Genomic DNA, 25736 nt, shown 5'->3' with positions numbered 1-25736 from the left:
CAACCCGCCGAGCCCGCGAGGAGCCGCGCACGATGACGTACGCCACCGCCCCGTACGGCACCTGGGAGTCCCCGATCGACGCCCGCCTGGTCGCCGCGCACGACGGCCACCCCGAGTACGCGGGCACCGTCGGTGCCGAGGTGTGGTGGACCGAGCCCCGCCCCGCCGAGGGCGGCCGGCGTGCGCTGATGAGGCTGCGCCCGGACGGATCCGGCCCCGCCGAGTCGGTGCTGCCCGAGCCGTGGAACGTCCGCAGCCGGGTGATCGAGTACGGCGGACGCCCCTGGGCCGGGGCCGCGCGAGCGGAGGGCGGGCCGCTGGTCGTCTTCGTCCACCACGCCGACCAGCGGATGTACGCCTTCGAACCGGACGCCCCCCGAGCCGAGCCGCGTCCCCTCACCCCCGTCTCGGCGGTCGGCGAGGGCCTGCGCTGGGCCGACCCGGTGGTGCTGCCGGAGCGGGGCGAGGTGTGGTGCGTGCTGGAGGAGTTCACCGGGCAGCGGCCCACCGACGTGCGCCGGGTGATCGCGGCCGTGCCCCTGGACGGCTCGGCGGCCTCCGACCGCTCCCGGATCCGCGAACTGACCGGCGACGCCGACCGCTTCACCACCGGCCCCCGCCTCTCCCCGGACGGGCGGCGGGCGGCGTGGCTGGTGTGGGACCACCCCCGGATGCCCTGGGACGGCACGGTCGTCCGCCTCGCCGACGTCACCGCCGAGGGCTCCTTCGACGACGTCCGCGCCGTCGCCGGCGGCGTCCGGGAGTCGGTGGCGCAGGTCGGCTGGGCGGCGGACGGCTCGCTGCTGTACAGCGGCGACGCGAGCGGCTGGTGGAACCTGTACCGACTGGACGCCGCTGCCGCCGACGGGGCGGGCGCCGCGGGCGCGGCCACCCCCCTGTGCCCGCGCGAGGAGGAGTTCGGCGGACCGCTGTGGAAGATCGGCCACCAGTGGTTCCAGCCGCTGGAGGACGGCACGGTCGCCGTCCTGCACGGCCGCGGCTCCCTGCGCCTGGGCGTCCTGGACCCGGCCACCGGCGAACTGGCCGACGCCCCCGGCCCGTGGACGGAGTGGGCCCCGGCCCTGGCCGCCGCGGGCACCCGCGTCATCGGCATCGCCGCGAGCCCGCGCAGCGCCTACGAGGTCGTGGAGCTGGACACCCGCACCGGCCACACCCTGGTCGTCGGCTCCGCCCACACCGACCTGGTCGACCCGGCCTACTACCCCGACCCCGCCGAGCGCGTCTTCCCCGGCCCTGACGGCCGCGAGATCCACGCCCACCTGTACCCCCCGCGCCACCCCGCCGCCGGCGCCCCCGACGGCGAGCTGCCGCCGTACGTGGTGTGGGCCCACGGCGGGCCCACCGGACGGGCGCCCCTCGTGCTGGACCTGGAGATCGCCTACTTCACCTCGCGCGGCATCGGCGTGGCGGAGGTGAACTACGGCGGCTCGGCGGGCTACGGCCGCGCCTACCGCGACCGGCTGCGGGAGCGCTGGGGCGTGGTCGACGTCGAGGACTGCGCCGCCGTCGCCCGCGCCCTGGCCGCCGAGGGCACCGCCGACCCCGCCCGGCTGGCCATACGCGGCGGCAGCGCGGGCGGCTGGACCACCGCCGTCTCCCTCACCTCGCCGCTGACCGAGGGCCTGTACGCCTGCGGGACCATCAGCTACCCCATCCTCGACCTGGCCGGCTGGGCGACCGGCGAGACGCACGACTTCGAGTCGCAGTACCTGGTCGCCCTCGTCGGCCGCGCCGAGGAGCACCCCGAGCGCTACCGCGACCGCTCGCCCGTCCACCACGCCGACCGCGTCACCGCCCCCTTCCTGCTGCTCCAGGGCCTGGACGACGTGATCTGCCCGCCCGCCCAGTGCGACCGCTTCCTGGCCGAGGTCGCCGGGCGCGGAGTGCCGCACGCCTACCTCGCCTTCGAGGGCGAGAGCCACGGCTTCCGCAGGGCGGAGACCATCACCCGGGCCGTGGAGGCCGAACTCTCCCTGTACGCGCAGGTCTTCGGCTTCGACCGACCGGACGTCCCCAGGCTGGAGCTCACCACGTGACATCTCCCTCCCCCTCACCACCGCGCCCCGCCCTCACCCGGCCCAGGCGGCTGCGCCCCGGCGACCGGGTGGCGATCGTGGCGCCCAGCGGACCGGTGGAGCGCGAGCGGCTGGACGCCGGGGTGGACGTACTGCGCGGCTGGGACCTGGACCCGCGGGTCATGCCGCACGTCCTGGACGTCCACCCGCGCCTGGACCACCTGGCCGGCACCGACGCCGACCGCGCCCGCGACCTGACCGAGGCCTGGTGCGACCCGTCCGTCGCGGCCGTCCTCGCCGCCCGCGGCGGCTACGGCGTCCAGCGGATGGTGGACCTGGCCGACTGGGACGCGATGCGCGCGGCCGGCCCCAAGCCCTTCGTCGGCTACAGCGACCTGACCGTGCTGCACGAGGCGTTCGCGACCCGGCTGGGCCTGGCCACCCTGCACGGCCCGATGCCCGCCACCGTCTCCTTCCTCAAGGACGGCCCCACCCAGGAGCATCTGCGCGCCACCCTCTTCGCCCCGGAGACGGTCACGCGGATCACCTCCCCGGCCGCCCGCACACTGGTGCCCGGCCGGGCGTCCGGCACCACCTACGGCGGCTGCCTGTCGCTGCTGGCCGGCCAGACCGGCGTGCCGGGGCGGGACCGCGCCCGCCCGGACGGCGGCATCCTGCTGCTGGAGGACGTCGGCGAGCCGCCGTACCGCCTCGACGGCCACCTCACCCATCTGCTGCGCTCCGGCGAACTGGACGGCGTGGCGGGCGTGGTGCTCGGCTCCTGGCACGACTGCGGCCCGTACGAGAGGGTCCGCGAGGTGCTGCTGGACCGGCTCGCCCCGCTGGGGGTGCCGGTGGTGGAGGAGCTGGGTTTCGGACACGGCCCGGCGACCCTGACCCTGCCGCTCGGGGTCCGTGCCACCCTGGACGCCGACACGCGCACGCTCACCCTCCAGGGGCCCGCTCTGGTCTGAGCGGCGCCCCTGTCCGAGCGGCGCCCCGCTCTCCCACCGGGTCCCGCGGCTCAAAGCCCCGCCAGATCCGCCAGGGTGCGCACCTGGGCCATCATCGCCTTGCCCGCCTCCAGGTCGCCGCCCTCGGCCACGGCCCACAGCGCCGACTCCACGCGTCGCGCCGCCGCCCACGCCGTCAGCCGTCCCGCGTCCTCGCCGAGCGCGCCGGCCACCAGCGAGCACCGCGCGGCGACCACGTCACGCGGGACGGGCTGCCCGAAGGCGTAGCCGATCTGCTCGACCAGCGGCCAGGGGTCGTACAGCGGATCGCCGGTCATCGGCTTGGCGTCGACGGCCAGCCAGGGCCGCCGTCCGGCGGACAGGACGTTGCCGGGGTTGAGGTCGCCGTGCACCACCGCCTCGCGGGCGGCCGTCCCCGGCAGCTCGCGCAGCAGCCGCACCCCCAGCGCCACCAGGGCCGGATCGAAGCCGGCGGGCCGCAGCCGCGCCATCCGCCCCTCGGCCAGGTCCGCCCACCCGGCGGTCACCTCCGCCACCGTCTCCAGCCCCGCGTCCGGCGGAACGGGCGTGCTCCACAGCTCGCGCAGCACCTCCGCCCCGGCCAGCAGCCGCTCCTCGGCGGGCAGTTCCGCGGCCCGGCCCAGTTCGGTGCCCGGTGCGCAGCGCTCCAGCAGCAGCGCGTACCGCCCGGCGTCGTGCTCGTACAGCCGCACCGCGCCCCGACCGTCCCACAGCCGCAGGGCCTCGCCCTCCCCGGCCGCCTCCCGGTGCGGCCAGCTCACCTTGAGCACCGCGTCGGAGCCGTCCGCGCGCCGCACCGGCGCCACCCACGAGACGCTGCCCCCGGCGAACGGCTCGCCGGGCACCAGCTCCCACCGCTCGGCCAACTCCCCGATCAGGTCGGGCAGTCGACCCAGCCACTCGGGCCCGCCCGGGTAACCGGAGACGGTCCTCACCACGGGCAGGCCGGGCGGCACCGGGTCGGCGGGCGTCATGGGGGCGAGCATAGGCGGGCCGCCGTCCCCACCGCCGCCCCGCCGCCGAACGCGACGTCCGAATGCCGCCGGACCCCCGGGCCGCGCCGCGCCAGGATCGATCCATGTCCACGAAAACGACGGAGACGGCCGGCATGACCGGCACAGCAGACATGAACGATCTGTACGGCAGGGCGGCGCTGGTGACAGGCGGCAGCCGCGGCATCGGCGAGGCCGTGGCGCTCCGGCTCGCCCGGGACGGCGCCGACGTGGCGCTGACCCACCGGGACTCCGAGGAGAGCGCGCTGCAGGTGGCCGAGAAGATCAAGGGACTCGGCCGCCGCGCCCTGGTGGTGCGCGCCGACAGCGCCGACCCGGCGGCCGTACGCGCCGCCGTCGACGCGGCCGCGGCGGAGTTCGGGCGGCTCGACATCCTGGTGAACAACGCCGGGATCGGCGTCCTCGGGCCGATCGGCGAGATCGCGGCCGAGGACGTCGACCGGACGCTGTACGTCAACGTCCGAGCCCCCTTCCTGGCCTGCCAGGCCGCCCTCGCCCACATGGGGGAGGGCGGGCGGATGATCACCATCGGAAGCTGCGTGGCAGAGCGCGTCGCCTTCCCCGGCGCCTCTCTCTACGCCACCGGCAAGGCCGCGCTGACCGGCCTGACCAAGGCGCTGGCCCGTGAACTCGGCCCGCGCGGCATCACGGCCAACCTCGTTCACCCGGGCCCGATCGACACCGGGATGAACCCCGCCGACGGGCCGGGCGCGGAGTACCAGAGCGGGCTGACGGCACTGGGCCGCTACGGGCGGCCCGAGGAGATCGCGGCGACGGTGGCGCATCTGGCCGGCGCCCAGGGCCGGTACATCACCGGTGCCTCCATCGCCGTGGACGGCGGCCTCACCGCCTGAACCGGGCGGCGGACGGCAGGGGCCGGGACAGATGGGGGCCGGGGGCGTGTGTCCGTTCTCGCCGTTCGGGCCCCCCTCTGTCACCGTTCTCCGGGACGATCCTCCCGCCGTCCGCCGCGCCTACCGTTGGCACCGGCGGGGCCGACCTGCCCGGCCCGGCGGAAGGAGAGCGAGGACATGGGGGACATGGGGAACGTGGGGGACAGGGCGGCGGCGCCCGGCGGCATCCCGGAGGACGTGGCGGCCGAACTGCGCGCGATGAAGCGGGAGCAGACGGGCTCGGCGCACCTGGGGCTCAGCGACGACTTCGCCGAGCAGCTCGCCTGGCGCAGACTGACCGCCGAGCACGGCGACCGCCTGGAGCGGATCCTGGACGAGTACGGCTGGCCGACCGCGGCGGGCGCCGGCGAGGAGGCCGCCACCGGCGCCTGGCTCGTCGCCCAGCACGCCGACCGCCAACTCGGCCTCCAGCGCCGCGCGCTGAGCCTGCTGGAGCGGGCCGTGGCCGACGGCGGGGCGAGCCCGCGCCACCTCGCCTTCCTCCGCGACCGCGTCCTGGTCAACGAGGGCCGCCCGCAGATCTACGGCACCCAGATCGCGGGCGTGCGCGACGGCGCCCCCGTCCCCTGGCCGTGCGCCGACCCCGACCCCGCCCGGGTGGACGCCCTGCGCGCCGAGGTGGGCATCGCGCCCTTCGCCGAGCACACCGCCCGCCACGCGCCCGGCGGGCCGCGCTGAAAACCCGGGGCGGACCGTACGCGCCGCATGCCACGATCGGACCATGACCGCCACCGAGCCCTGGATGATCGACGAACTCGCCCATGCCGGTCCCGAGCATCTGGACCCCGCCTTCGTGGCCGGATTCGACCGCAAGCAGGGGCACCCCGACCCGGCGCCGGACATCGACGCGCTGCGCCGCCACGGTGTGGGGAGGGACGCCACCGTGGTCGATCTGGGCGCCGGGACCGGGCGGTTCGCGCTGGCCGCGGCCCGTGAGTTCACCCGGGTGGTGGCCGTGGACGTCTCGCCCGCGATGCTGGACCACCTGCGGGCGCGGGCCGGGCGGGAGGCGGCGGCGAACCTGGAGTGCGTCCGGGCCGGCTTCCTCACCTACGAGCACACCGGGCCGCCCGCCGACGCCGTGCACACCCGGCACGCCCTCCACCAACTGCCCGACTTCTTCAAGGCACTGGCGCTGGACCGCATCGCCCGCGCACTGCGGCCCGGCGGTGTGCTCCGCCTGCGCGACCTCGTCTTCGACTTCCGGCCGGGTGAGGCCGGGCAGGTGCTGGAGGAGTGGATGGCGGGCGCGGCCGGCGATCCCGCGCTCGGCTACACCCGCCGGGACTACGCCGAGCACCTGCGCACCGAGTACAGCACCTTCCGCTGGCTGCTGGAACCGATGCTGGAAGCCGCCGGGTTCGAGATAGTGGAGGCGGAGTACGAAAGGCGCCTCTTCGGCGCCTACACCTGCGTCAGACGTCCCTGACGGGCGGCGCGACACCCAAGGAGGCGGGTTGAAGCTGCACGTACTGCGCGTGTCCGAGCACGCGGCCGGCGTACGCGACGGGGCGGTGCTGTCCGAGGAGGAGCGTGCCCGCTGCGCGGCGTTCGTCCGGGAGGCCGACCGTGACCGCTACCGGGTCGCCCACACGGCCCTGCGTCTGGAACTGGCCGCGGTCCTGGGCACCGACCCCGCCGCCGTCCCCCTCACCCGCGAGCCGTGCCCGCTGTGCGGCGGGCCGCACGGCCGCCCGGCCGTGCCCGGCAACCCGGTGCACTTCTCGCTGTCGCACGCCGGCGACGTGGTGCTGATCGTCCTGGACGGCGCTCCCGTAGGCGCCGACGTGGAGGCGTACCCCACGGCCGCTGTCGTCGCGGAGACCGTCTCCGCCCTCCACCCGCGCGAGCGCGCCGAGATCGGCAGACTGGCGCCGGCCGGCCGCCCGGCCGCCTTCGCCCGCTGCTGGACGAGGAAGGAGGCGTACCTCAAGGGCACCGGCGCCGGCCTGGGCGAGGACCCGGGCACCACCTACGTCGGCAGCCTCGCGACCCCTGCCGGGATCCCCGGCTGGGAGCTCACGGACGTGGCCGCGCCCGAGGGCTACGCGGCGGCCGTGGCGCTCGCCCTCCCCCGTACGGGGGAGGAGAGCACTCCGTAGGGACGGCCCGCCGGGCGGGCCGCGGCCACCGCGCCCATGGTGGTGGCATGAGCACACACAGGAGAACGGGCGACGGGGGCGCGCGCGGCTTTCTGACCCCGGGCAAGGTGCTGGTACTGCTGCTGCTGGCCGCCACCCTGGTCTTCGTCTTCCAGAACACCGCGCGGACCGAGGTCAGGCTGCTGGTCCCGATCGTGACCATGCCGCTGTGGGTGGCGCTGCTGATCCCCGGTGTGATCGGGCTGCTGTCCGGGATGTACCTGGTCCGGCGCAGATAGCGGACGGCGCGGTGCCGCCGTTCGCGCGCCTGCCGGGCGGACGGGGGGAATGATCTTCTCGGGCGGGGAAGTTGTGCGGGGTATGAAGGCAATCGTTTTGAACGAGTACGGCGGACCCGACGACCTGACCCTCACCGACCTGCCCGAGCCCAAGGTGGGGCCCGACGCGATCCTGGTACGGGTGAAGGCGGCCGGGGTGAACCCGGTGGACTGGAAGGTCGGGGCGGGCTACCTCGACCCGGTCCTCGACGCCCACTTCCCGCTGGTGCCCGGCTGGGACGTGGCGGGCGTGGTGGAGCGGACCGGCCCGGACGCGAAGGAGTTCGCCCCCGGCGACGAGGTGATCGGGTACGTCCGCAAGGACTGGGCGCAGAACGGCACCTACGCCGAGCTGGTCGCCGCGCCCGTGCGCACCCTGGCCCGCAAGCCCGCCGCGCTGAGCTGGCAGCAGGCGGCGGGGCTGCCGCTGGCCGGGCTCACCGCGTACCAGTCGCTGAAGCGGCTGGGCGTGGGCGAGGGCGACACCGTGCTGATCCACGCCGCGGCCGGCGGCGTCGGCTCGCTGGCGGTGCAGATCGCGGCCGCGTGGGGTGCGCGGGTCATCGGCACGGCAAGCGAGCGCAACCACGACTTCCTGCGGGAGCTGGGAGCCGAGCCGGTCGTCTACGGCGAGGGGCTGGCCGACCGGGTGCGCGAGCTGGCGCCCGGCGGTGTGGACGCGGCCTTCGACTTCGTCGGCGGCGAGTCGATCGACGTGTCGCAGCAGGTGCTCAAGGACTCCACGCGGGTGCTGTCGATCGTCGACGCCGAGGTGATGGCCAAGGGCGGCCACTACCTGTTCGTAAGGCCCGATCCGGCCGACCTCGCCGCCCTGGCGGACCTGGCCGACGCCGGGAAGCTGACGGTCGGCGTCGACCGTGCGGTGCCGCTGGCCGAGACCGCCGAGGCGTGGCGGCTCAGCCAGTCCGGGCGGACCAGGGGGAAGGTCGTCATCGACGTCTCCTGACGCGGCCTCCCGGGGTGAGCCCGCCGGGGGCGGGCTCACCCTCACGTCCGCCCCCGGCGGGCTGCCTCTCTCGGCCCGCCTACCGGCGGGCTCTTCCCTCCGCCCGCCTACCGGCGGGCTCTTCCCTCCGCCCGCCTACCGGCGGTCGACGTACTCGAAGACCGAGCCGTCGGGGTGGCGGGCCACCAGGTTCCGGCCGATGGGCGTGGACTGCGGGCCGGCGATGATCTCGGCGCCGACGGCCCGGAGGTCGGCCGCCGCCTCCTCCACGTCCCGCACCGCCAGCGTGGCGGTGACCTTGCTGAGGACCTCCATCGGCCCGGGCGGGCCGCTCATCAGCAGGAAGGGGCCGACCGCGGCCGCCGAGACGGGGCCCTGCGCGAACCGCATGGCCTCGGCACCGGTGAGCCGCTCGTACACGCCCGCCGCCGCGTCCAGGTCGTCGACACACACGCGCAGCGCAGTACCCAGAATCTCCATGCGGGGGAGCCTAGTTGGGGGCGCGTACGGAGTCAGGCGCGCCCCGCCGGGCATCCCGTCCCGGCGCAGGGCCGCGCCGGGTCCGTGTCAGGACCGCCTCAGGCCCGGCACAGGATCTCCCCGTGCGGCACCGAGAACCATCCGCCGGGATGCCCGCCCCACTCGTGCCAGGCGGCGGCGATCCGCTCCAGCCCCGCCCGGTCCGTGTGCCCGCCCTCGACGGCGAGGCGGGCGTAGGCGGAGCCGGTGGTGCGCTCCGCCCACAGACCGCTCCACCAGGCGCGGTCCGCCTCCGCGGCGAAGCACCAGACGTCCGCGCCCGCGGTGACGTCCGTGAAGCCGGCCTCGCGGGCCCAGGAGAGCAGCCGGCGGCCCGCGTCCGGCTCGCCGCCGCCCGCCCGGGCGACCCGGCGGTACAGGCCGAGCCAGTCGTCCAGACCGGGCACCAGGGGGTACCAGGCCATCGACGCGTAGTCGGCGTCGCGGGCTGCGACCACTCCGCCCGGGCGGCACACCCGGCGCATCTCGCGCAGCGCCGCCACCGGGTCGCCGACGTGCTGGAGCACCTGGTGGGCGTGGACGACGTCGAAGGAGTCGTCGGGGAAGTCCAGGGCGAGGACGTCCGCCCGCGCGAAGCGGACGTTTCCCAGGCCGCGGGCGGCGGCGGTGGACCGGGCCTCGGCCAGTACGTCCTCGGCCCGGTCCACGCCCACCACCTCCCCGGGCGCGACCAGGGCGGCCAGATCCGCGGTGACGGTGCCCGGGCCGCAGCCCACGTCCAGCACCGACAGGCCCGGGGCCAGGGCGGGCAGGAGGTAGGCGGCGGAGTTGGCGGCGGTGCGCCACCGGTGGGAGCGCAGGACGGACTCGTGGTGGCCGTGGGTGTACACGACGTTCGGTCTCGGCATGCGCGCACCGTACCGCGTCGTCTTGCCATGCGAGCAGAACCGTTCCGGAATGTGGAACCGGGGCGGTGTGGGCGGGCCCGCCGCCCGGTGCTCTACGACGGGGCCGAGCCGCCGGTCGAGCCCTCCGCCGGAGGCCCGCCGTAGGGCCAGCGCAGCAGCGCGCCGAGCCCGCCCACCGGCAGCCCCTCGGGGGTGCCGGGCTCCTCCGCGAGCGGCCCCACGGAGATCACCTCGGCGCCGGTCGCCACCGCCGACCGCAGCAGCGCGTCGTCCGCGCGGGCGCTGACGGGACGGGTCTCGCCCAGGTACTGCATGTCGGTGCGGCGCACCGCCACCTGGTCGGGCTCGTCGCCCACCCACACCTCGCGGTGCAGATCGGGCCCGTCGGGGCGGACCAGCAGGGCGGAGATGCGGTGCTCGCGGGCGGCGTCCACCAGCGCGGGCACCCCCTCGGCGGCGCCCACCCTCCCGTCGTCGGTCGGCACCCGCCCGGCCTGGAACCGCTCCATGGCCTCGGCGATGCGGCGGTGCGCGTACGAGGCGCGGGCCGCCTCCACCTCCTTCTCCAGCTTCTCCTCGCCGGCCGCCGCGTTGCGGCCCGGGGCGCGCACCCCGTGCTCGGCGATGACGGCCGTACCCCGGAACTCCGGAGCCAGCCGGTCGTGCACGGCGTGGCACTCGCGGGTGTCGCCGGCCAGGACCAGCACCTCCGCACCCGTCTCGGCCTGGCGCGTCCTCAGACTCTCGGCGATGAGGGCGGCGTTGTGCTCCCAGGTGTTCTCCACCGAGTTCTGGAACCGCCGCTCGGACCAGTCGGCGTTCGGGGTGCGGTGCAGCGGCCAGTCCTCCCCCTGGATCTGGCCGGCCTCGCGCCTGCCGAACGAACCCAGCAGCTCCAGGTCCGCACCGGTGCGGTCGATGCGGGCCAGCAGGCAGGTGGGGGCGGTGTCCATCAGCTCCAGCAGCGGCGTGGTGTGCGGCAGCGGGCCCCAGGTGGCGTGCGGGCCGCCGCTGGGCGCCCGGGCCAGCGCCGGGTCGAGCACCACCTCGCCCGCGGTGGCGAACAGCGCCCGCCCCGGCGAGGCCGAACTGCGCGGCAGCGCCAGGAGGGCGTCGTACACCGCCTTGCGGGTGCGCTCGTCCGCCCCCTGGCTCTTGAGCAGATCGTGGACCTCGCGGGCGGCGAGTTCGTGGCGGGCGGCCGCGTCCTCGGTCGTCCACGAGGTGTCGAAGTAGACCGAGGCCCAGGGGCCGGGACGGTCGAAGATCGGGCTCAGGAATCCGAGTTCCATCAGTCTCCTAACGAGGGGACCACCGGCTCCGGCCGGTGGGGGAATCGCTTCCCTGGCTTGTGGTGACTTCCTTTTCTCCCGCAAGGGACCGGTTCGGACCGGACCGCAGCCTTCGGGTCGGAGGCTCCCCCTCCGGGCGGGGGAGCGGAGTCACTGGCTCCCTCCTTGGAATCGCCGGTTTTCGGGTACCCGAACCGGTGCAAAAGACACAGGACGATGACGGAGAGCGCCGACCAAGGAGGCGATCGAACGATGGGCATGGGAGTCGACCCGGAGAAGCTGTCCGAGACCGCGCTGATCGAGGAACTGGAGTCCCTGCACCGGACCCGCCACGACACCCTGCTGCACGGCTCGTCGGACGCGCTCGCCGCGCACACCCGGCGCACCGCCGAGCTGGAGGGCGAGTACCTGCGGCGCCACCCCGACCGGGCCGTCTCGGCGGGCCGGACGAGGGAGGGCGCCCGGGCGCGCACCGAGTGAGGAACGCCCCGGCGGGAGCGGGCCGGTGCGGCGGTGGTGGCGCGGCGGCACGGCGGTGGAGCGGTGGCGGCATGGTGGCGACCCCGTGACGGCCGGGTGAGCGGGTGTTTGCCCACCGGGGGCGGGGGCACCCGGACCGCGGCCGAGCGAGCGGCCCTGTGGGGGAGTGAGAAGGCTCCGGGCACGGAGGTCAGGGACCGTGCCCGGAGCCGCTCCCGAACCCGGGTACCGCCCTCTTCCGGGCGGTACCCGTGGCCGCCGACGAGGCTGTTAGGGCCCGCCGCCCCCGGGTACGCGGAACGCATGAGCGACGAAGCGCACGAGCACGGCAAGCGAGACGAGCGCGACGAGCGCGGTACGCGCGGCGGCAGCGGGCGCGAGGAGCGCGTCTCGGCCGCGGACCTGATCCCCGGCGAGACCCCGGACCAGCCCGCGACCCCGCCCAAGGTCCCGCCCGCCGGGCCCGTCGGCGGCACCAGGCCCCGCAGCCGCCCGGAAGCGGACGAGGAGGCGCACGGGACGGACGGCGGGGGAGCGGCCGGCGAAGGGCGGTAGCCCGCCGCGCAACCACACGAGGGGCGCACCCGAAAACCGGGTGCGCCCCGTTCGCGCGTCGGGGAGGGTGGGCCCATGAGCGATCCGCGCCCCCACCCCGGACCCCCCCTGCCGCCGGGCGGCACGGTGACCGTCGTCCTGCTCAAGTCCCGGGGCCGGCAAGTCCGTTACCCGGCGACCGTGGAGCGCGACGACGGCGTCCACGCCGTCGTGCGGGCGCCCTGGGCGGGCCCGCCGGTGCGGGACTTCGGCTTCGTGCGCTTCGAGAGCGGCGACGTGTTCACCGAGCACTACTGGCGCGACCGCTGGTTCTCGGTGAAGGAGGTGCGCGGCCCGGACGGCGCCCTCAAGGGCTGGTACTGCGACGTCACCCGCCCCGCCGCCGTCGCGGAGGCCACGCTGACCACATGGGACCTGGAGCTGGACCTGTGGGTGTCGTCCGACCGGTCCGCCGTGCTGCGCCTGGACGAGGACGAGTTCGCCGAGAGCGGGCTGCCCGAGAGCGACCCGGAGACGGCCGGCAGGGCCCGCCGCGCGCTGGACGAGCTCGAACGGCTCGTCCGCGAGGGCGGTTTCGACGCCCTGCTGGGCTGACCCCGGTCTTCGGAGGGGCTTCCGGAGCGGCCTTCCGTCCGGGGCCCGGTCCGGGCCCGGGCAGGCGAAGGGGGCGCGGAGAGCCGCACCCTCTCCGCGCCCCCGTCCATGGGCCCGCCCCGTGGTCGCGGCCGGCCCCGCCCGCGGCCGGTCAGTCCTTCAGCCGCGGCAGGACGTCGGTCCGGTAGAAGTCGAAGAAGCCCCGCAGATCGGGGCCGATCTGGTTGACGTGCACCACGTCGAACCCGGAGTCGGCGAACTCCCGCAGGGCGCGTACGTGCTCGTCGGGGTCGTCCCCGCACGGCAGTCCGGAGCCGGCCACCACCTCCTCGGTCACCAGTTGCGAGGCCTGCTCGAAGTGGGCGGGGGTGGGCAGGACCTGCCCCAGCTCGCCGGGCAGGAACATGTTGGGCCAGCGGTGGTGGACGGTGCGCACGGCCTCGTCGCGGTCGGTGCCGTAGCAGACCTTCGTCCCCGCGAAGGCCGGGCCCTGCCCGGAGCCGCGGCCCCCGCCGCTGCGGCGGAAGCGCTCCAGGCCCTCCACGTCGGGCATGGTGGTGATGAACCCGTCGCCCACCCGCCCGGCCAGTTCGATGGCGGCCGGGCCGAAGCCGGAGACGTCGATCGGCACCGGCTCGCCGGGCACGTCGTACAGCCGGGCGTTCTCCACGGTGTAGTGCTTGCCGTGGTGGCTGACCTCCTCGCCGGTCAGCAGGCGCCGGATGACGCCGATGGCCTCCTCCAGCATCTCCATCCGCACCGACGCCTGGGGCCAGCGGTCGCCCAGGATGTGCTCGTTGAGCGCCTCGCCGGTGCCCACGCCCAGCCGGAAGCGGCCGTCCAGCATCACCGCGCTGGTGGCGGCGGCCTGGGCGACCACCGCCGGGTGGAGGCGCACGGTCGGGCAGGTGACCGCCGTCTGGACGGGCAGCGAGGTGGCCCGGGAGATCGCGCCGATGACGGACCACACGAACGGACTGTGCCCCTGGACGCCGTTCCAGGGGTGGTAGTGGTCGGAGATCCACAGCGAGGTGAAACCCGCCTGCTCGGCCATTCGGGCCTGCTCCACCAGTTCGTTCGGTCCGTGGTCCTCGCAGGCCAGGAAGTAGCCGTACTCGGTCATCGAAGAGGTCCTCCACAGGTGCGCCGGTGCGGGCACCGGGTAACCGGGTGCCGGTGTGAAAAACATCGTTTGAAGGGGTGGGCCCCGGGCATCCGAACCCTCGTGCTTCGGACCGCAGGCACATCCGCGGGAGCGGTGACATTCCCCGCCCCGGGTGCTTCAGCCCCGGTCCCCCCTGTGCCCGGTCCCGCGGTAATCCCCACAGAGCCACAGTCCACAGTTCGGGAGAGACCGCACATGACCCCCGTACGAGCACGAGCAAAGCACGCGCGGCACCCGCACGACGACGCCCCTGACACCACCGCCGAGTTCCAGCGCATCGCCGAGCTTCCGGACGGCCCGGAGCGAGAGGAGCTGCGGCAGCGGGTCGTGCGGGCCTGGATGCCGATGGCCGAGCGCCTCGCCCGGCACTTCCGCAACCGCGGCGAGTCCCTGGAGGACCTGGAGCAGGTGGCCGCCCTCGGCCTGGTGAAGGCGGTCACCCGCTACGATCCGGCGCGCGGCAGCGCGTTCGAGAGCTTCGCGGTGCCGACCATCGTCGGCGAGATCAAGCGGCACTTCCGCGACCACATGTGGGGCCTGCACGTGCCTCGCCGGGTGCAGGAGCTGCGCAACCGCGTACGAGCCTCCAGCCGCCAGCTCAGCCACTCCCTCGACGGCCGCACCCCCGGCGTCAGGGAGATAGCGGAACACAGCGGCCTGACGGAGGAGGAGGTGCGCATCGGCTCCGAGGCCCTGGAGAGCTACAGCACCCTCTCCCTGGACGCGGAGCTGCCCGGCGCCGACGACGGCTACGCGCTGGTGGACACCCTGGGCAGCGCCGAGCCCGGCTTCGACCTCGTCGTCTACCGCGAGTCGCTCAAGCCCCGGCTGCGCAACCTGCCCGAGCGCGAGCGCAAGATCCTCTACCTGCGCTTCTTCTGCGACATGACCCAGAGCCGGATCGCCGAGCAGCTCGGCATCTCCCAGATGCACGTCTCCCGGCTGATCAGCCGCACCTGCAACCGCCTGCACGCCGAGGTCGAGGCGGATCTGGAGCGGGAGCAGGCCGCCCCGGAGAGGGAGCGCGAACGCGAGCGCGCCTACGCGGGCTCCCGGGCCGCCTGACGCGCCGCCGGCCGGACCGGTGCAGAACCCTCCTCCGCACCTCCGGCGTCCGCCGTACCCGCGCAAGCCGCGCGGGTACGGCGGACGCGCGCCCGGCGCGCCCGGCGTCCGGTGGCCGGCTCGCGGAGCGCCTCACAGACCGCGCAGCGCCAGGGCGATGTGCCGTGCGATCCGCTCCACGGCGCCGGTCTCCGCCAGCCCGAAGGTCCGGCGGCCACCGGTGCGCAGCAGCGTCAGCGCGCCGAGCACCGGGCCCTGCGCGCCGTCGGACAGCGGCACGCACAGCAGCGAGCCGACCTCGGCCCGTATCAGGACGGGGGTCCCGGCGGCGTCCCGGCCCAGGAGCCCGGGATCCTCCGGACGCACCCGCAGCGACGTACCGCCGTGCCGCACCGCCTCCACCACCGGCGGCCAGGAGGACGGATCCTGCTCGGCGACCGCGTCGCGCAGCCGTCCGGCCGGGGCCAGGACGGCGGCCCGGCGCAGCGCGCCGCCGGGTACGGCGGCGTCGACGACCACCCAGTCGGCGAACCGGCCGTAGAGCACCTCCGCCACCCGCTGCGGCACCTCCTTGGGGGAGTCCGCCGCGAGCAGCGCCGTCGTCGTCTCGTCCAGCAGGTCCATCAGTTCGGCGCCGCGGGCGGCCTCGGACAGGTCGGGGCGGGGCGTCCGGCTCTCCGCGGCCGGGAGCGGCCCGGCGGGGCCCGCGCCCGCCTGGGCGCCGGGCCCGGCGGGCTGGAGGACGGCGAGGACGATCGTGCCCGGCTCGTGCGAGGGGTGCAGCGCCGTCAGGGTGGCCCGCAGCGTGCCGCCGCCCTGCCGGGCCCGCTGCTGATGGCCCGGCAGGCGGACGGTCAGGCCGCGGTCGCCCTCGCCGCGGGCGACGGCGGCCACCTGGGAGCGGAAGGCCGCCCGGGAGTCGTGGGCCAGGGAAGCGGTCAGCGCCCGCCCGGTGGCGTACCCGGCACGCACTCCCAGCAGCTGCCCGGCGGCGGGGTTGCACCGCCGCACCACCGCGTCCCGGTCCAGCAGGGCCACCGCCACCGGCAGCCGCTGGAAGAGGGTGCGCAGCAGCCGGTGTTCGTGGTGCTCCTCCCGGCCGCCGCGGTCCCGTTCGGCGGCCAGCTCCTCGCAGCGCGGCCACAGCACCTCGGCCGCGTACCGGAGTTCCAGGAGGGCGGCCTCCAGGGCGGGCTGCCGGTCGGTCTCCGGCAGGGCACGCGCCGACCGCAGTTCCTCCACCCGTCGGCGGAAGTCCGCCAGCTCGGTTCCGAACTCCTCCGCCTGCGCCATGTACTCAACGTAACCCGCGGGCAGCCGGAGGTCTCGCCGGTCGCACGGAAAAAGTATTACTCATCACTCTTTGTTGGGATGATGGTGGTGGGAGAGGGTGCGCGGGAGTGATCCCGGGCGGCCCGTGCCCGCCCGGGGCGGCCGGTCGCGCCGGCCGTTTCCCGGTCGTCGTGCGGGGCAGCCGATCTCTCGGAACCGGACGTTCGAGGACCGGCCGGAACCGGCCGGAGAACAGGGAAAGGACCGGACAGCGCCATGCCGGACCGATGCGATGCGATGCCGTTCGAGTCCGCTCCGACCCGGCCGGAGCCGGAGCTCGACGCCGCCTCGCCCGCCCGGAGCCTCGCCCGGCTGGCAGAGCAGGTCGTCCACTCCACCCCCGGCTGCTGCGGCGCCACCGCCACCGCCCACACCGGCTCCGACCCGGCCGAGGGCACCACCGCCGTCACCCATCCGGACCTGTCCGCGCTCATCGCCGTCCAGTGGGAGGACGGCGACGGCCCCGTGCCGCAGGCCCTGCGCACCGGACGCCCCGCCGGCTCCGACGACCTGCTGCTGGACGACCGCTGGCCCGGCTACCGCGCCCGGGCGCTGGAGATGGGGCTGCGCTCCGGCGCCGCCCTGCCGTACCGCCGGGACGGACTCACCCTCACCGTCACCGTCCACGGCTTCCGGCCCCGCCCGCTGGAGGAGACCGTCCGCTGCCCGGCGGCACTCCTGGGCGACCTGGCCGCCACCGGGCTGGCCCGCGACCGCCGCCACCGTGCGGCGCTGGTGGAGACGGAACAGCTCAGGGGCGCGCTGCGCAGCAGACCCGTCGTCGACCAGGCGTGCGGAATCGTGATGTACGTGCTCGGCTGCGACGCGGAGGAGGCGTTCGCCCTGCTGCGCGGGATCTCGCAGCACACCAACCGCAAGCTCTCCGACCTGGCCGGTGCCCTGGTGCGCACCCGGGGCCACGGCCTGGAGCAGGAACTCCGGCGATTCCGGGAGCGGTCCCGGCGGCCCTGACCCGCCCGGCGGCGGGGCCGGAGCGCAGCGACGGCCGGGAGCGGAATCAGGAGCGGAACCAGGCAGGGGCGGCCGGCGGGCCGTCCCCGGACACGGCGGAGGCACGGATGCAGCAGACCCGACCCGACGGCCCGGCGGCCGTGCCCGCACCGGACCCGCGCGGCGCCCGGGACACCGGGGACGGCCCCGCCGCGTACGGCGCCGTGGCCGAGGCGGCCTGCGGGTACTGGGGGCGGCGCGGCCTGCCCACCGAGCCCGGACAGGTCGTGGTGGCCCCCACCGCGCCCCTGCTCCTGCTGGCGCTGCTCGCCGCGGCCGGGCCCGAGCCCGAGACCGTAGGGAGGGAGGACGGCGGTGGAGTGGTGCTGCCCCGGCCGGGCCCGGCCTGGCACGCCGACCAGGCCCGGCTGCTGGGCCGGCCGCTGCACCCCGTACCCGTACCGGCCGAGTGCGGCGGGGTGCCCGACCCCTTCGCGCTGCTGGAGACCGTGGGCCGGGCCCGCGCGGCCGGCGGCGACCCGCGGGCGCTGCTGCTGTCCGTGGCCGACGGGCTGACCGGGACGGCCGCACCGCCCGAGCTGCTGCACGAGGTGTGCGAGGCGGCCGTCCAGGAGGACCTGCTGATCATCAGCGACGAGAGCTGGCGCGACACCTCCCACGACCCCCACGACACGGTGATCGTCAGCCCCGCCGAGATCCTGCACCGGCCTGCCCGTCACACCGGCGCCGGCACCCACGCCCACACCGTCCACGCCGCCCACACCCTCCGCGCCCGCGCCGACGCCCCCCACGGGGTGCGGGGCGCGTACGGCCGCTCGCCCGGCGCCACCGACGAGGGCGGGGACCACGACTGCGTCGTGGTCCTCGTCGACCTCGGCGCCGACCCGGAGTACGCCTTCCGGCCGGGCACCGCCATGGGCGTCGCCCGGCTGCCTGCCACCGGGCGCGGGCGGGAGCTGTGCGAGCGCACCCGCGCCGTCCTGACCGCCCTGCGCGCACGCCCCCGCGGCCGCGACACCACCGCCGCCGCCGAGGCGCTGGGCGAGGCGGAGCCGCTGCGCGAGCACCGCGCCGCCGGCAACCGCGCCCACGCCGCACGCGCCGCCGCGCTCCACCGGGTCCTGACCGCCGCCGGCGCGGTCTGCCGGCCGCCGCACGCCGGACGCCACCTCTACCCCGACTTCGAGGCGCTGCGCCCCGCGCTGGCCGCCCGCGGCATCGAGGACGCCCTCCGGCTGGAGGCGGAACTGGTGCGGCGGCTGGGGCCGTACGCCCTGGGCGGCCACCGCTTCGGCGACGACCCGCGCGCCCTGCGGGTGCGGCTGTCCACCGACGTGCCGTCCGCCGACGTGCCGTCCACCGTCGTGCCGTCCACCGACGCGTCGGCGGACGGCACGACGGCCGACGGCTCCGCGGGGGCGCGGGCGTCGCTGGAGACGGCCCTGCGGGAGCTGACGGCCGGCGGTCCGGCGGCTCCTCACCCCGTGAAGTCCCCGGACGCAGATGGGAGCCCCGCATGACCGAACAGACGGAGAAGCCCGCCCAGGCCGTCCTCGACGCCCCCGCCGCCGGCTCCCCCCGGCGGCCCCCCGTCCTGCCCGCGCCCCGCCCCCTGGGCGAGCGGCGCACCTGGCCGGGCACCTTCGCCGACCGGCTCACCGAACCCCTGCCCGGCCTGCGCTCCCTGTCCCGCATAGCCAGGGAGGGCAGCACGCGCCCCGATCCCGCGACGCTGAACGAGATCCCCCTGCTGCCCTGCGAACCGGCCCCCCTGCCGCCCGTCGACGCCGACACCGCCGCCGTCACCTGGGCCGGGCACGCCAGCTGGGTGGTGCGCATCGGCGGCCTCACCGTACTGACCGACCCCGTCTGGTCCCGCCGGATCCTGGGCACCCCGGCGCGGGTCACCCCGGTCGGAGTCCCCTGGGAGGACCTGCCGCGCGTCGACGCCGTGGTGATCTCCCACAACCACTACGACCACCTCGACGCCCCCACCCTCAGGCGCCTGCCGCGCGACACCCCGCTGTTCGTACCCGCCGGGCTCGGCGCCTGGTGCCGCAGGCGCCGCTTCACCTGCGTCACCGAACTGGACTGGTGGGAGGCGGCCGAACTGCCCTCGCCGGGCGGCGGAACCGTCCGCTTCGACTTCGTCCCCGCCCACCACTGGTCCCGGCGCACCCTCACCGACACCTGCCGCTCGCTGTGGGGCGGCTGGGTGCTCACCGACCGCCACGGGCAGCGGATCCACTTCGCCGGCGACACCGGGTACGGCCACTGGTTCGGCGAGATCGGCCACCGCTACCCCGGCATCGACCTCGCCCTGCTGCCGATCGGCGCCTACGCGCCGCGCCGGATGCTCCGCGCGGTGCACACCGACCCGGAGGAGGCCGTACAGGCCTGCCTGGACCTCGGTGCCCGCCGTATGGCCCCCATGCACTGGGCCACCTTCCTGCTCTCGGCCGAGCCCCCGCTGGAGCCGCTGAGCCGGGTACGGGCCGCGTGGGCCGCGGCGGGCCGCCCGCGCGAGGACCTGTGGGACATGCCGGTCGGGGCCTCCAGGATCCTGGACTGACCGGACCGGCCCCGGCCCCCGCACCGGCCCCCGTGCCCTACCGCGGTACCTGCACCGGGCGCAGCCGCCGCCACGCCGAGGGCACCGCGCCGACCATCAGCGTCAGGCCGACCGCCGCGGCCACGCCCTGCCACGGCTCGGGGAACAGCGAACCGCCCAGGATCCCGATCATCTGGTAGGTCGCCGTCCACACCAGGCAGGCCGGTGCGGCACCGCGCACGAACCGCCGCACCGGCACCCGCGACAGCAGGCAGGCCACCATCACCGGGATCCGCCCGGCCGGCACCAGCCGGGAGACGACCAGCACCGTCACGCCGTGCTCGTCCAGCTTCCGCCGCGCGGTCTCCAGCCGGTCCGGCTCGGCCCGCTCGCGCATCCGCTCCAGCCAGCGCGACCCGCTCCTGGAACGGCCGCCGCGCTGCCCGAGCCAGTACAGCAGCAGATCGCCCAGGAACGCGGCCAGCGCCGCGACGGCGAACACCAGCAGCAGCGGAAGGGCCGGAGGACTGCGGTGGAACGCCACCGCCGACGCCGCGCTGACCAGCGCCCCCGTCGGCACCACCGGCACCAGCGCGCCGAACGCCACCAGCAGGAACAGCGACGGGTAGCCCACCGCGCCGGGCGCCACCTGCGCCGGTATCTCCCGCACCGCGCCGAGCAGCGCCTCCATCACCCCGCCGCCTCCAGCCGTACGCTCTCGCCGTGCCCCAGCGGGTGCACCGCCGCGGCGGGGGCCGAGCGCGCCGCCAGCCGCGCGAACTCGTCGCCGGGGGAGTGGAACTCGTGCGGCCGGACCGCGTCCAGACCGATCGGCCAGTACGTCCCGTAGTGCACCGGCACCGCCAGCGGCGCACCCAGCCGGGCCAGCGCCTCGGCGGCCCGGCGCGCGTTCATGTGCCCGTCGCCCAGCTTCGGCCCCCAGCCGCCCACCGGCAGCAGCGCCGCGTCGACCGCGCCGACCTCCTCCGCCATGGAGTCGAACAGCCCGGTGTCCCCGGCGAAGTACGTCCTGGACTCCCCCTCGACCACATAGCCCAGGGCGGGCGCCAGGTGCGGCCCGTAGGGCAGCCGCCGCCCGTCGTGCTCCGCGGGCACCGCGCGGACGGTCACGTCTCCGGCCCGCACACGCTCGCCCACGTCCACCTCCTCGATCCGCAGCCGCCCCGCCAGCCGCCGCAACCCCGCCACCGAGGCGAGCGCGCCGCGCGGCACCACCACACGGGTGCCGGGCGCCAGGCGTGCGAGGGAGGGCAGGTGCAGATGGTCGGCGTGCAGGTGGGAGACCACCACCAGATCCACCCGCGCCGCCGACTCCGGCGGCGGCTGCCCGCGCCGCCTGCGCAGATGGGCCAGCCGCCGGACGAACACCGGGTCGGTGAGCACCGTCACCCCGCAGTCGCGCACCGTCGCCGTGGCATGGCCCCACCAGGTGATCTCCGCAGGCACCGGCCCCTCCTTCCGTCCGCTCGCCCCTTCCCCCGTACCGATCCTCTCATCCCGCCCCCGTGCTTCCGGGAGCCTCCGCCAGAGACCGGGCACGCCCCCGGCCGGGGGAGCCACTGTGGAAAAGTGGGACGTGCCGGGCCGGGTGCGGCGGTTTCCGGCGCGCGGACGCATGGACGTGCCCGGCGCGGAGAAGGCGGACGGCGGGGGCCGGCCCCGGGCCCCGGAGGAGGAAAGGCGGACGGCGTGCGGATGGCGGCCTGGCGCAGGGCGGGCGGCGCGGTGCTGCGCGTCCTGGTGGTGTGGGCGGTGAGCACCCTCACCATGCTGGTGCTGGCCGGCGTGCTCCCCGACTTCCGGCTCCAGTCCGCCGACGGCGACAGCGCCACCAGCATCGGGGTCACCGCCGCCCTCGGAGCCGGCGCCTTCGGCCTGCTCAGCGCCCTGGTGTGGCCCCTGCTGGTCAGAGCCCTGCTGCTGGTGCCCGCACTGGTGCTGGGCCTGCTGGTGTTCTTCCTCAACGGCTCGCTGCTGCTGCTGGCGCTCGCCCTCCTGCCCGACTACCGGGGCGAGACCGACCCGCAGACCGCCGTGGTCGTCGCCGCCGCGATGTCCGCCGCCTCCTCGGCGGCCAACACCTTCCTGGCCGTCCGCGACGACCGGGCCTACCGGCGGCGCCTGGCCCGGCTCGCCGACCGCCGCTGGCGCCGCTCGGGACGCAGGCTGATACCGGCCACCCCCGGCACCGTCTTCCTGCAGCTCGACGGGATCGGCTATGACGTACTGCGCGACGCGACCACCGCCCCGGCCGGCGGCGAACCGCTGATGCCGGGCATCGCCGCCATGCTCCGCGACACCCACCGCCTCGTCCCCTGGCACACCGACTGGTCCAGCCAGACCGGCGCCAGCCAGCTCGGCATCCTGCACGGCTCCAACGAGGACGTGCCCGCCTTCCGCTGGTACGAGAAGGAGACCGGCGAGGTGGTGACCAGCAACCGGCCCTCCAGCGCCGCCCGGCTCCAGCGCCGCGCCGCCGAACACAGCGGCGAGCCCGGACTGCTCGCCCACGACGGCGCCAGCCGCGGCAACCTCTTCAGCGGCGGAGCCGCCCAGGCCGCCCTGGTGCTCTCCGTCTCCGCCCGGCGCGGCCGGCACAACCGGTCGCGCGCCGGGTACTTCGCGTACTTCTCCGACCCGGCCAACGCCACCCGCACGGCCGCCTCCTTCGTCGCCGAGGTGGTCCGCGAGATCGCCCAGTCCACCCGCGCCAGGCTGCGCGGGGACAGCCCGCGGGTGCCGCGCGGCGGGCTCTACCCGTTCATCCGGGCCTTCGCCACCGTCGTCCAGCGGGACGTGGTGGTCGCCTCCGTCCTCGGCGACATCCTCAACGGGCGCACCGCCGTCTACGCCGACCTCGTCGCCTACGACGAGGTGGCCCACCACTCCGGGCCGCGCGGCCGCGACACCCACCAGGTGCTGCGGCGGCTGGACCGGTCCGTCGGCCTGATCGCCAAGGTCGCCGCCCAGGCCCCCCGGCCCTACCGCCTGGTGCTCCTGTCCGACCACGGGCAGAGCCCGGGGGAGACCTTCGCCTCCCACTACGGGCTGACCCTGGAGGACCTGGTCCGCGCCGGCTGCGGGCTGCCGGTCTCCCGGCGGGCCAGGCGCTCGGCCAGCGGCGCCGAGGCCCGCGCCGCCGCACGCGCCGCCCTGCACCGGCCCGAGGACGGGCACGGCGCCGAGCCGCACTGGCCCGCCCCCACCTCCGACCCGGTGGTGCTCGGCTCGGGCAACCTCGGGCTGATCTCCTTCCCGAGCATCCCCGGGAGGGCCACCCGCGAGGAGATCGACCGCCGCCACCCCGCCCTGCTGCGCACCCTCGCCAACCACCCCGGCATCGGCTTCCTGCTGGTGGACACCGAGCGCCACGGGCCGGTGGTGCTCGGCCCCGGCGACAGCGAACACCGCCTGGACACCGGCGAGATCGTCCGGGCCGACCCCCTGGAGCCCTACGGGCCGCGGGCCGCCGCACTCGTACGGCGCACCGCGCGCTTCCCGCACGCCGCCGACATCATGGTCAACTCGGCCCTCGACCGGGCCACCGGCGCCGTCCACGCCTTCGAGGAGCAGATCGGTTCCCACGGCGGCCTGGGAGGCGAGCAGTCCCGGGCGTTCCTGCTCTACCCGCGCCTGCTGTCCCCGCCGGACGCGGACGGCGAACCGGTCGGCGCCGAGCAGATCCACCGGGTGCTGCGCGGCTGGCTGCGCGAGGCGGAGGCCGCCCAGGCGGTGACCACACCCTTCGTCCCGGCCCGCGCGCACCTGCGCTGACCCGTCAGGCCCGGTCGTCCGGCCGAGTCCGCCGTTTCCGAGAAAAAATGTGCCAAGCGACTTCCAATGCGCCACGGCGGGAGGAGGGCCGGCCAGGCGGAGCCGCATCCGCGATTACCCGGGCGGGCCGGCGGCAGGGTGGGGGCACCGGGTTCCGGCCGGCGCACTCCGGCCGGAACCCGGCCTCCGGCCCGTGCGTACGGCCGGAGCGTTCCGCACCGCCCCCCCCGAGACGACGGAGGTCGATCCGCCATGTCCGCCACCTCGCCCGAGACCTTCGGCACCACCCGCCCCGCCCGCTCCGCGCTGCCCCTGCTGCGCCGGCTCCTCGCCCTGGACGCGGCGGTCACCGCCACCAACGCCGTCGCCTACCTGGCTCTGTCCGGTCTCCTCGGACGGCTGCTGGGAGTGGACGACGGCCTGCTGCTGGGCACCGGCGCATTCCTGCTGCTGTACGGCGCGGGGGTCGGCCTCCTGGCGAGCCGCCCCGTTCCGCCCGCGCCCTGGGTGCGGGTGGTGGTGGAGGGGAACCTGCTGTGGGCGCTGGCCGGCGCCGCCGTCCTCGTGCTCGGCGTGCTGGAGCCGTCCGCCGCGGGGTGGGTGTGGATCCCGCTGCAGGCCGCGGTGGTCGCCGCCCTGGCGGTGGCCCAGCACCTGGCGCTCCGCGCGGTGCTCCGCGGCCCCGGCCGGTCATGACCGGCACCGGTCGGGGCGGGTCGGCGCCGACCCGCCCCGACCGGACCTGCGGGCCCCCGGACCGGACGGCTAGCCGAGCAGCTCCGGCAGCAGGGCCGCCGTCTCCGGGTCGGCCGGGACGAAGGTCTCCATCGCCAGCTCGGAGACGGTCACGTCCATGGGCGTGTTGAAGGTGGTGATGGTGGAGAAGAACGACAGGACGTGCCCCCGGTGCCCGATCACCAGCGGCAGGGCGAAGGGGCCCGGGGCGCAGGGGCCCTCGGCGCCGCGCCCTTCGGTGCCCCCGGTGCCCGTCCCGGGCAGCGGATAGGCGGCGACCTCCTCGTACAGCTCGCGCAGCGGCGCCGACCGCAGCGGTGCGAGCTGCCGCCGCATCTGCTCCAGCAGATGCCCGCGCCACTGGGGGAGGTTACGGATGCGAGGGGCCAGGCCTTCGGGGTGGAGGGTCAGGCGCATGGCGTTCAGCGGGGGGCGCAGGAGGTGTCCGGCCACGCCCTCCAGCAGGGCGGCGACACCGCGGTTGGCGGCCACCACCTCGTACCGGCCGTCGACCACCAGGGCGGGGAAGGGCTCGTACGCCGTCAGCATCCGCTCCAGGCCTTCGCGCAGGGCGGCCAGCGAGGGGTCGTCCACGGGGGTCTCGGGGTAGTGCGGGGCGTGTCCGGCGGCCAGCAGCAGCGCGTTGCGCTCGCGCACGGGGACGCCGAGGTGCTCGGCCAGCCGGAGCACCATCTCGGGGCTGGGCCGGGTGCGTCCGGTCTCGACGAAGCTGATGTGCCTGGCGGATGAGTCGGCGCGCAGGGCCAGTTCGAGCTGGCTGAGCCCGGCGCGCTCCCGCCAGTGCCGCAGCAGGGGCCCCACCCCGTTCGCCGATCTGTTCGTCCCCGTGCTCGTGTCGGCCGCAGTGGATCCCATGCCGCGACCCTAGGCTGGGAGGGTCGTCCACGGGAAGTGAGATATTCGTGCCATGGCGCCCCGACCGCTGACCTCGCAGGAGATCGACGCCGCGCTGGCGGAGCTGCCCGGCTGGGAGTTCGAGGAGGACCGGCTGAGGAGGACGTACTCCTTCGCCGGGCACTTCCCGGCCGCGGCGATGGTGCTCCATGTCGCGCAGATCCAGGAGGAGATGAACCACCACGCGGATCTGCTGCTGGGCTATGACGCGGTGGGGGTGTCGGTGAACACCCACAGTGTGGGCGGGAGGGTGACGGAGCTGGACGTGCGCCTGGCGCGGCGGATCGAGGAGATCGCCCCGTCGCACGGCGCGCGCCCGTAGCCCGCGGCCCGTACGTGTACGGCGGGAGCCGCCGCCCGGTCGGCCGGGCGGCGGCTCCGCCTGTTCGTTCGCGGCGGAGGGTTACCGCTTGAGGGTGAGGCCGTAGGCCGACAGGATCTCGTTGACCGGCTGGTGGTAGGTGGTGCCGCCGGTGCGGCAGTTGCCGGAGCCGCCGGAGGTGACGCCCTGGGCCTGGTTGCCGGAGATGTAGGAGCCGCCGGAGTCGCCGGG

At 76.0% G+C, this 25736-nt stretch carries 27 protein-coding genes and 1 pseudogene; 18 read left to right on the top strand and 10 right to left on the bottom strand.

The window, feature by feature from the left end:
- Positions 1 to 32 precede the first annotated feature (32 nt).
- Entirely contained in the window at positions 33 to 2057 is a 2025-nt protein-coding gene (locus BMY40_RS15875; RefSeq protein WP_093660013.1) for a prolyl oligopeptidase family serine peptidase, read from the top strand.
- The gene (locus BMY40_RS15870; protein ID WP_093660011.1) at positions 2054 to 3010 is read left to right on the top strand and encodes a S66 peptidase family protein; all 957 of its coding nucleotides are present in this window, start codon (positions 2054 to 2056) and stop codon (positions 3008 to 3010) included. Before BMY40_RS15875 ends, BMY40_RS15870 begins: the two co-directional genes overlap by 4 nt.
- A gap of 50 nt (positions 3011 to 3060) precedes the next feature.
- Here BMY40_RS15870 and BMY40_RS15865 read toward each other — a convergent pair whose 3' ends face one another.
- Positions 3061 to 4005 carry an aminoglycoside phosphotransferase family protein gene (locus BMY40_RS15865; RefSeq protein WP_093660324.1) on the bottom strand — a complete coding sequence of 315 codons (945 nt, stop codon included), beginning with the start codon at positions 4003 to 4005 and terminating at the stop codon, positions 3061 to 3063.
- Between the two features lie 134 nt (positions 4006 to 4139).
- Between BMY40_RS15865 and BMY40_RS15860 the strand changes: the two genes are divergently transcribed.
- The 6 genes from BMY40_RS15860 (at position 4140) to BMY40_RS15835 (ending at position 8344) form a co-directional block, all read left to right on the top strand.
- Positions 4140 to 4898 carry an SDR family NAD(P)-dependent oxidoreductase gene (locus tag BMY40_RS15860; RefSeq protein WP_093660009.1) on the top strand — a complete coding sequence of 253 codons (759 nt, stop codon included), beginning with the start codon at positions 4140 to 4142 and terminating at the stop codon, positions 4896 to 4898.
- Between the two features lie 177 nt (positions 4899 to 5075).
- Entirely contained in the window at positions 5076 to 5636 is a 561-nt protein-coding gene (locus BMY40_RS15855; protein ID WP_425443119.1) for a DUF6624 domain-containing protein, read from the top strand.
- A 43-nt stretch (positions 5637 to 5679) separates the two neighbouring features.
- Complete coding sequence (locus BMY40_RS15850; protein WP_093660007.1) at positions 5680 to 6387, top strand: class I SAM-dependent methyltransferase; 708 nt, start codon at positions 5680 to 5682, stop codon at positions 6385 to 6387.
- Between the two features lie 28 nt (positions 6388 to 6415).
- Entirely contained in the window at positions 6416 to 7060 is a 645-nt protein-coding gene (locus BMY40_RS15845) for a 4'-phosphopantetheinyl transferase family protein (protein WP_245770127.1), read from the top strand.
- Between the two features lie 47 nt (positions 7061 to 7107).
- Entirely contained in the window at positions 7108 to 7338 is a 231-nt protein-coding gene (locus BMY40_RS15840; RefSeq protein WP_093660005.1) for a DUF1049 domain-containing protein, read from the top strand.
- Positions 7339 to 7420: 82 nt separating this feature from the next.
- Positions 7421 to 8344: an NADP-dependent oxidoreductase gene (locus BMY40_RS15835; RefSeq protein WP_093660003.1), complete on the top strand. Its 924-nt coding sequence runs from the start codon at positions 7421 to 7423 to the stop codon at positions 8342 to 8344.
- A gap of 135 nt (positions 8345 to 8479) precedes the next feature.
- On the opposite strand, the gene BMY40_RS15830 is transcribed toward BMY40_RS15835, so the two are convergent.
- The 3 genes from BMY40_RS15830 to BMY40_RS15820 all read right to left on the bottom strand — a co-directional run bounded on the left by BMY40_RS15830 (position 8480) and on the right by BMY40_RS15820 (position 11024).
- The gene (locus BMY40_RS15830) at positions 8480 to 8824 is read right to left on the bottom strand and encodes a VOC family protein (protein WP_093660001.1); all 345 of its coding nucleotides are present in this window, start codon (positions 8822 to 8824) and stop codon (positions 8480 to 8482) included.
- A gap of 98 nt (positions 8825 to 8922) precedes the next feature.
- The gene (locus BMY40_RS15825) at positions 8923 to 9732 is read right to left on the bottom strand and encodes a methyltransferase domain-containing protein (protein ID WP_093659999.1); all 810 of its coding nucleotides are present in this window, start codon (positions 9730 to 9732) and stop codon (positions 8923 to 8925) included.
- 92 nt (positions 9733 to 9824) lie between these two features.
- Positions 9825 to 11024 (bottom strand): baeRF2 domain-containing protein, encoded by a 1200-nt coding sequence (locus tag BMY40_RS15820; RefSeq protein WP_093659997.1) that lies wholly within the window; start codon positions 11022 to 11024, stop codon positions 9825 to 9827.
- Between the two features lie 216 nt (positions 11025 to 11240).
- Here BMY40_RS15820 and BMY40_RS15815 point away from each other — a divergent pair, with 216 nt between their 5' ends.
- The 3 genes from BMY40_RS15815 to BMY40_RS15805 all read left to right on the top strand — a co-directional run bounded on the left by BMY40_RS15815 (position 11241) and on the right by BMY40_RS15805 (position 12653).
- Positions 11241 to 11504, top strand: coding sequence for a DUF6158 family protein (locus tag BMY40_RS15815; RefSeq protein WP_093659995.1), 264 nt, complete (start codon positions 11241 to 11243; stop codon positions 11502 to 11504).
- Between the two features lie 303 nt (positions 11505 to 11807).
- Complete coding sequence (locus BMY40_RS15810) at positions 11808 to 12059, top strand: hypothetical protein (RefSeq protein WP_093659993.1); 252 nt, start codon at positions 11808 to 11810, stop codon at positions 12057 to 12059.
- 75 nt (positions 12060 to 12134) lie between these two features.
- Positions 12135 to 12653 carry a ribonuclease FAU-1 family protein gene (locus BMY40_RS15805; RefSeq protein WP_093659991.1) on the top strand — a complete coding sequence of 173 codons (519 nt, stop codon included), beginning with the start codon at positions 12135 to 12137 and terminating at the stop codon, positions 12651 to 12653.
- 151 nt (positions 12654 to 12804) lie between these two features.
- Here BMY40_RS15805 and BMY40_RS15800 read toward each other — a convergent pair whose 3' ends face one another.
- Positions 12805 to 13776, bottom strand: coding sequence for a TIGR03557 family F420-dependent LLM class oxidoreductase (locus tag BMY40_RS15800; protein WP_093659989.1), 972 nt, complete (start codon positions 13774 to 13776; stop codon positions 12805 to 12807).
- A 237-nt stretch (positions 13777 to 14013) separates the two neighbouring features.
- Between BMY40_RS15800 and BMY40_RS15795 the strand changes: the two genes are divergently transcribed.
- Positions 14014 to 14883, top strand: a complete 870-nt coding sequence (locus BMY40_RS15795) for a SigB/SigF/SigG family RNA polymerase sigma factor (protein ID WP_093659987.1) — start codon at positions 14014 to 14016, stop codon at positions 14881 to 14883.
- 132 nt (positions 14884 to 15015) lie between these two features.
- Here BMY40_RS15795 and BMY40_RS15790 read toward each other — a convergent pair whose 3' ends face one another.
- Positions 15016 to 16176, bottom strand: a complete 1161-nt coding sequence (locus BMY40_RS15790; RefSeq protein WP_093659985.1) for a PAS domain-containing protein — start codon at positions 16174 to 16176, stop codon at positions 15016 to 15018.
- 255 nt (positions 16177 to 16431) lie between these two features.
- Between BMY40_RS15790 and BMY40_RS15785 the strand changes: the two genes are divergently transcribed.
- From BMY40_RS15785 to BMY40_RS15775, 3 genes are all read left to right on the top strand, one after another.
- Positions 16432 to 17187, top strand: coding sequence for a GAF and ANTAR domain-containing protein (locus BMY40_RS15785; RefSeq protein WP_245770126.1), 756 nt, complete (start codon positions 16432 to 16434; stop codon positions 17185 to 17187).
- Positions 17188 to 17294: 107 nt separating this feature from the next.
- Entirely contained in the window at positions 17295 to 18707 is a 1413-nt protein-coding gene (locus tag BMY40_RS15780; RefSeq protein ID WP_245770125.1) for a PLP-dependent aminotransferase family protein, read from the top strand.
- The gene (locus BMY40_RS15775; RefSeq protein ID WP_093659981.1) at positions 18704 to 19759 is read left to right on the top strand and encodes an MBL fold metallo-hydrolase; all 1056 of its coding nucleotides are present in this window, start codon (positions 18704 to 18706) and stop codon (positions 19757 to 19759) included. Before BMY40_RS15780 ends, BMY40_RS15775 begins: the two co-directional genes overlap by 4 nt.
- Positions 19760 to 19796: 37 nt before the next feature.
- Here BMY40_RS15775 and BMY40_RS15770 read toward each other — a convergent pair whose 3' ends face one another.
- Both BMY40_RS15770 and BMY40_RS15765 read right to left on the bottom strand, forming a co-directional pair.
- Complete coding sequence (locus BMY40_RS15770; protein ID WP_093659979.1) at positions 19797 to 20429, bottom strand: DedA family protein; 633 nt, start codon at positions 20427 to 20429, stop codon at positions 19797 to 19799.
- Entirely contained in the window at positions 20429 to 21205 is a 777-nt protein-coding gene (locus BMY40_RS15765; RefSeq protein ID WP_093660316.1) for an MBL fold metallo-hydrolase, read from the bottom strand. The genes BMY40_RS15770 and BMY40_RS15765 overlap by 1 nt, the downstream gene beginning before the upstream one ends.
- A gap of 249 nt (positions 21206 to 21454) precedes the next feature.
- On the opposite strand from BMY40_RS15765, the gene BMY40_RS15760 reads away from it, so the two are divergent.
- Together BMY40_RS15760 and BMY40_RS15755 are read left to right on the top strand one after the other, a co-directional pair.
- A complete protein-coding gene (locus BMY40_RS15760) occupies positions 21455 to 23533 on the top strand; it encodes a phage holin family protein (RefSeq protein WP_245770138.1) in 2079 nt (692 codons plus the stop codon).
- A gap of 252 nt (positions 23534 to 23785) precedes the next feature.
- Entirely contained in the window at positions 23786 to 24229 is a 444-nt protein-coding gene (locus BMY40_RS15755; RefSeq protein ID WP_093659977.1) for a hypothetical protein, read from the top strand.
- A gap of 69 nt (positions 24230 to 24298) precedes the next feature.
- Here BMY40_RS15755 and BMY40_RS15750 read toward each other — a convergent pair whose 3' ends face one another.
- Entirely contained in the window at positions 24299 to 25144 is an 846-nt protein-coding gene (locus BMY40_RS15750; protein ID WP_093659975.1) for a helix-turn-helix domain-containing protein, read from the bottom strand.
- A gap of 52 nt (positions 25145 to 25196) precedes the next feature.
- On the opposite strand from BMY40_RS15750, the gene BMY40_RS15745 reads away from it, so the two are divergent.
- Entirely contained in the window at positions 25197 to 25505 is a 309-nt protein-coding gene (locus tag BMY40_RS15745) for a 4a-hydroxytetrahydrobiopterin dehydratase (RefSeq protein WP_093659973.1), read from the top strand.
- Between the two features lie 90 nt (positions 25506 to 25595).
- On the opposite strand, the pseudogene BMY40_RS27540 reads toward BMY40_RS15745, so the two are convergent.
- Positions 25596 to 25736 (bottom strand): annotated as a pseudogene (locus BMY40_RS27540) (trypsin-like serine protease); the annotation flags it as partial.

The sequence above is a fragment of the Streptomyces radiopugnans genome (assembly GCF_900110735.1).
Classification (GTDB): domain Bacteria; phylum Actinomycetota; class Actinomycetes; order Streptomycetales; family Streptomycetaceae; genus Streptomyces; species Streptomyces radiopugnans.
The sequence above is the reverse complement of the archived record's forward strand: the minus strand, read 5'-3'. Positions and strand labels throughout refer to the sequence as shown.

Coding starts and splice junctions, on each gene's coding strand:
- BMY40_RS15875 (WP_093660013.1), top strand. CDS start 33: ATGACGTACGCCACCGCCCCGTACGGCACCTGGGAGTCCCCGATCGAC.
- BMY40_RS15865 (WP_093660324.1), bottom strand. CDS start 4,005: ATGACGCCCGCCGACCCGGTGCCGCCCGGCCTGCCCGTGGTGAGGACC.
- BMY40_RS15860 (WP_093660009.1), top strand. CDS start 4,140: ATGACCGGCACAGCAGACATGAACGATCTGTACGGCAGGGCGGCGCTG.
- BMY40_RS15855 (WP_425443119.1), top strand. CDS start 5,076: ATGGGGGACATGGGGAACGTGGGGGACAGGGCGGCGGCGCCCGGCGGC.
- BMY40_RS15850 (WP_093660007.1), top strand. CDS start 5,680: ATGACCGCCACCGAGCCCTGGATGATCGACGAACTCGCCCATGCCGGT.
- BMY40_RS15840 (WP_093660005.1), top strand. CDS start 7,108: ATGAGCACACACAGGAGAACGGGCGACGGGGGCGCGCGCGGCTTTCTG.
- BMY40_RS15835 (WP_093660003.1), top strand. CDS start 7,421: ATGAAGGCAATCGTTTTGAACGAGTACGGCGGACCCGACGACCTGACC.
- BMY40_RS15830 (WP_093660001.1), bottom strand. CDS start 8,824: ATGGAGATTCTGGGTACTGCGCTGCGCGTGTGTGTCGACGACCTGGAC.
- BMY40_RS15825 (WP_093659999.1), bottom strand. CDS start 9,732: ATGCCGAGACCGAACGTCGTGTACACCCACGGCCACCACGAGTCCGTC.
- BMY40_RS15820 (WP_093659997.1), bottom strand. CDS start 11,024: ATGGAACTCGGATTCCTGAGCCCGATCTTCGACCGTCCCGGCCCCTGG.
- BMY40_RS15815 (WP_093659995.1), top strand. CDS start 11,241: ATGACGGAGAGCGCCGACCAAGGAGGCGATCGAACGATGGGCATGGGA.
- BMY40_RS15810 (WP_093659993.1), top strand. CDS start 11,808: ATGAGCGACGAAGCGCACGAGCACGGCAAGCGAGACGAGCGCGACGAG.
- BMY40_RS15805 (WP_093659991.1), top strand. CDS start 12,135: ATGAGCGATCCGCGCCCCCACCCCGGACCCCCCCTGCCGCCGGGCGGC.
- BMY40_RS15800 (WP_093659989.1), bottom strand. CDS start 13,776: ATGACCGAGTACGGCTACTTCCTGGCCTGCGAGGACCACGGACCGAAC.
- BMY40_RS15795 (WP_093659987.1), top strand. CDS start 14,014: ATGACCCCCGTACGAGCACGAGCAAAGCACGCGCGGCACCCGCACGAC.
- BMY40_RS15790 (WP_093659985.1), bottom strand. CDS start 16,176: ATGGCGCAGGCGGAGGAGTTCGGAACCGAGCTGGCGGACTTCCGCCGA.
- BMY40_RS15785 (WP_245770126.1), top strand. CDS start 16,432: ATGCCGGACCGATGCGATGCGATGCCGTTCGAGTCCGCTCCGACCCGG.
- BMY40_RS15780 (WP_245770125.1), top strand. CDS start 17,295: ATGCAGCAGACCCGACCCGACGGCCCGGCGGCCGTGCCCGCACCGGAC.
- BMY40_RS15775 (WP_093659981.1), top strand. CDS start 18,704: ATGACCGAACAGACGGAGAAGCCCGCCCAGGCCGTCCTCGACGCCCCC.
- BMY40_RS15770 (WP_093659979.1), bottom strand. CDS start 20,429: ATGGAGGCGCTGCTCGGCGCGGTGCGGGAGATACCGGCGCAGGTGGCG.
- BMY40_RS15760 (WP_245770138.1), top strand. CDS start 21,455: ATGGCGGCCTGGCGCAGGGCGGGCGGCGCGGTGCTGCGCGTCCTGGTG.
- BMY40_RS15755 (WP_093659977.1), top strand. CDS start 23,786: ATGTCCGCCACCTCGCCCGAGACCTTCGGCACCACCCGCCCCGCCCGC.
- BMY40_RS15750 (WP_093659975.1), bottom strand. CDS start 25,144: ATGGGATCCACTGCGGCCGACACGAGCACGGGGACGAACAGATCGGCG.
- BMY40_RS15745 (WP_093659973.1), top strand. CDS start 25,197: ATGGCGCCCCGACCGCTGACCTCGCAGGAGATCGACGCCGCGCTGGCG.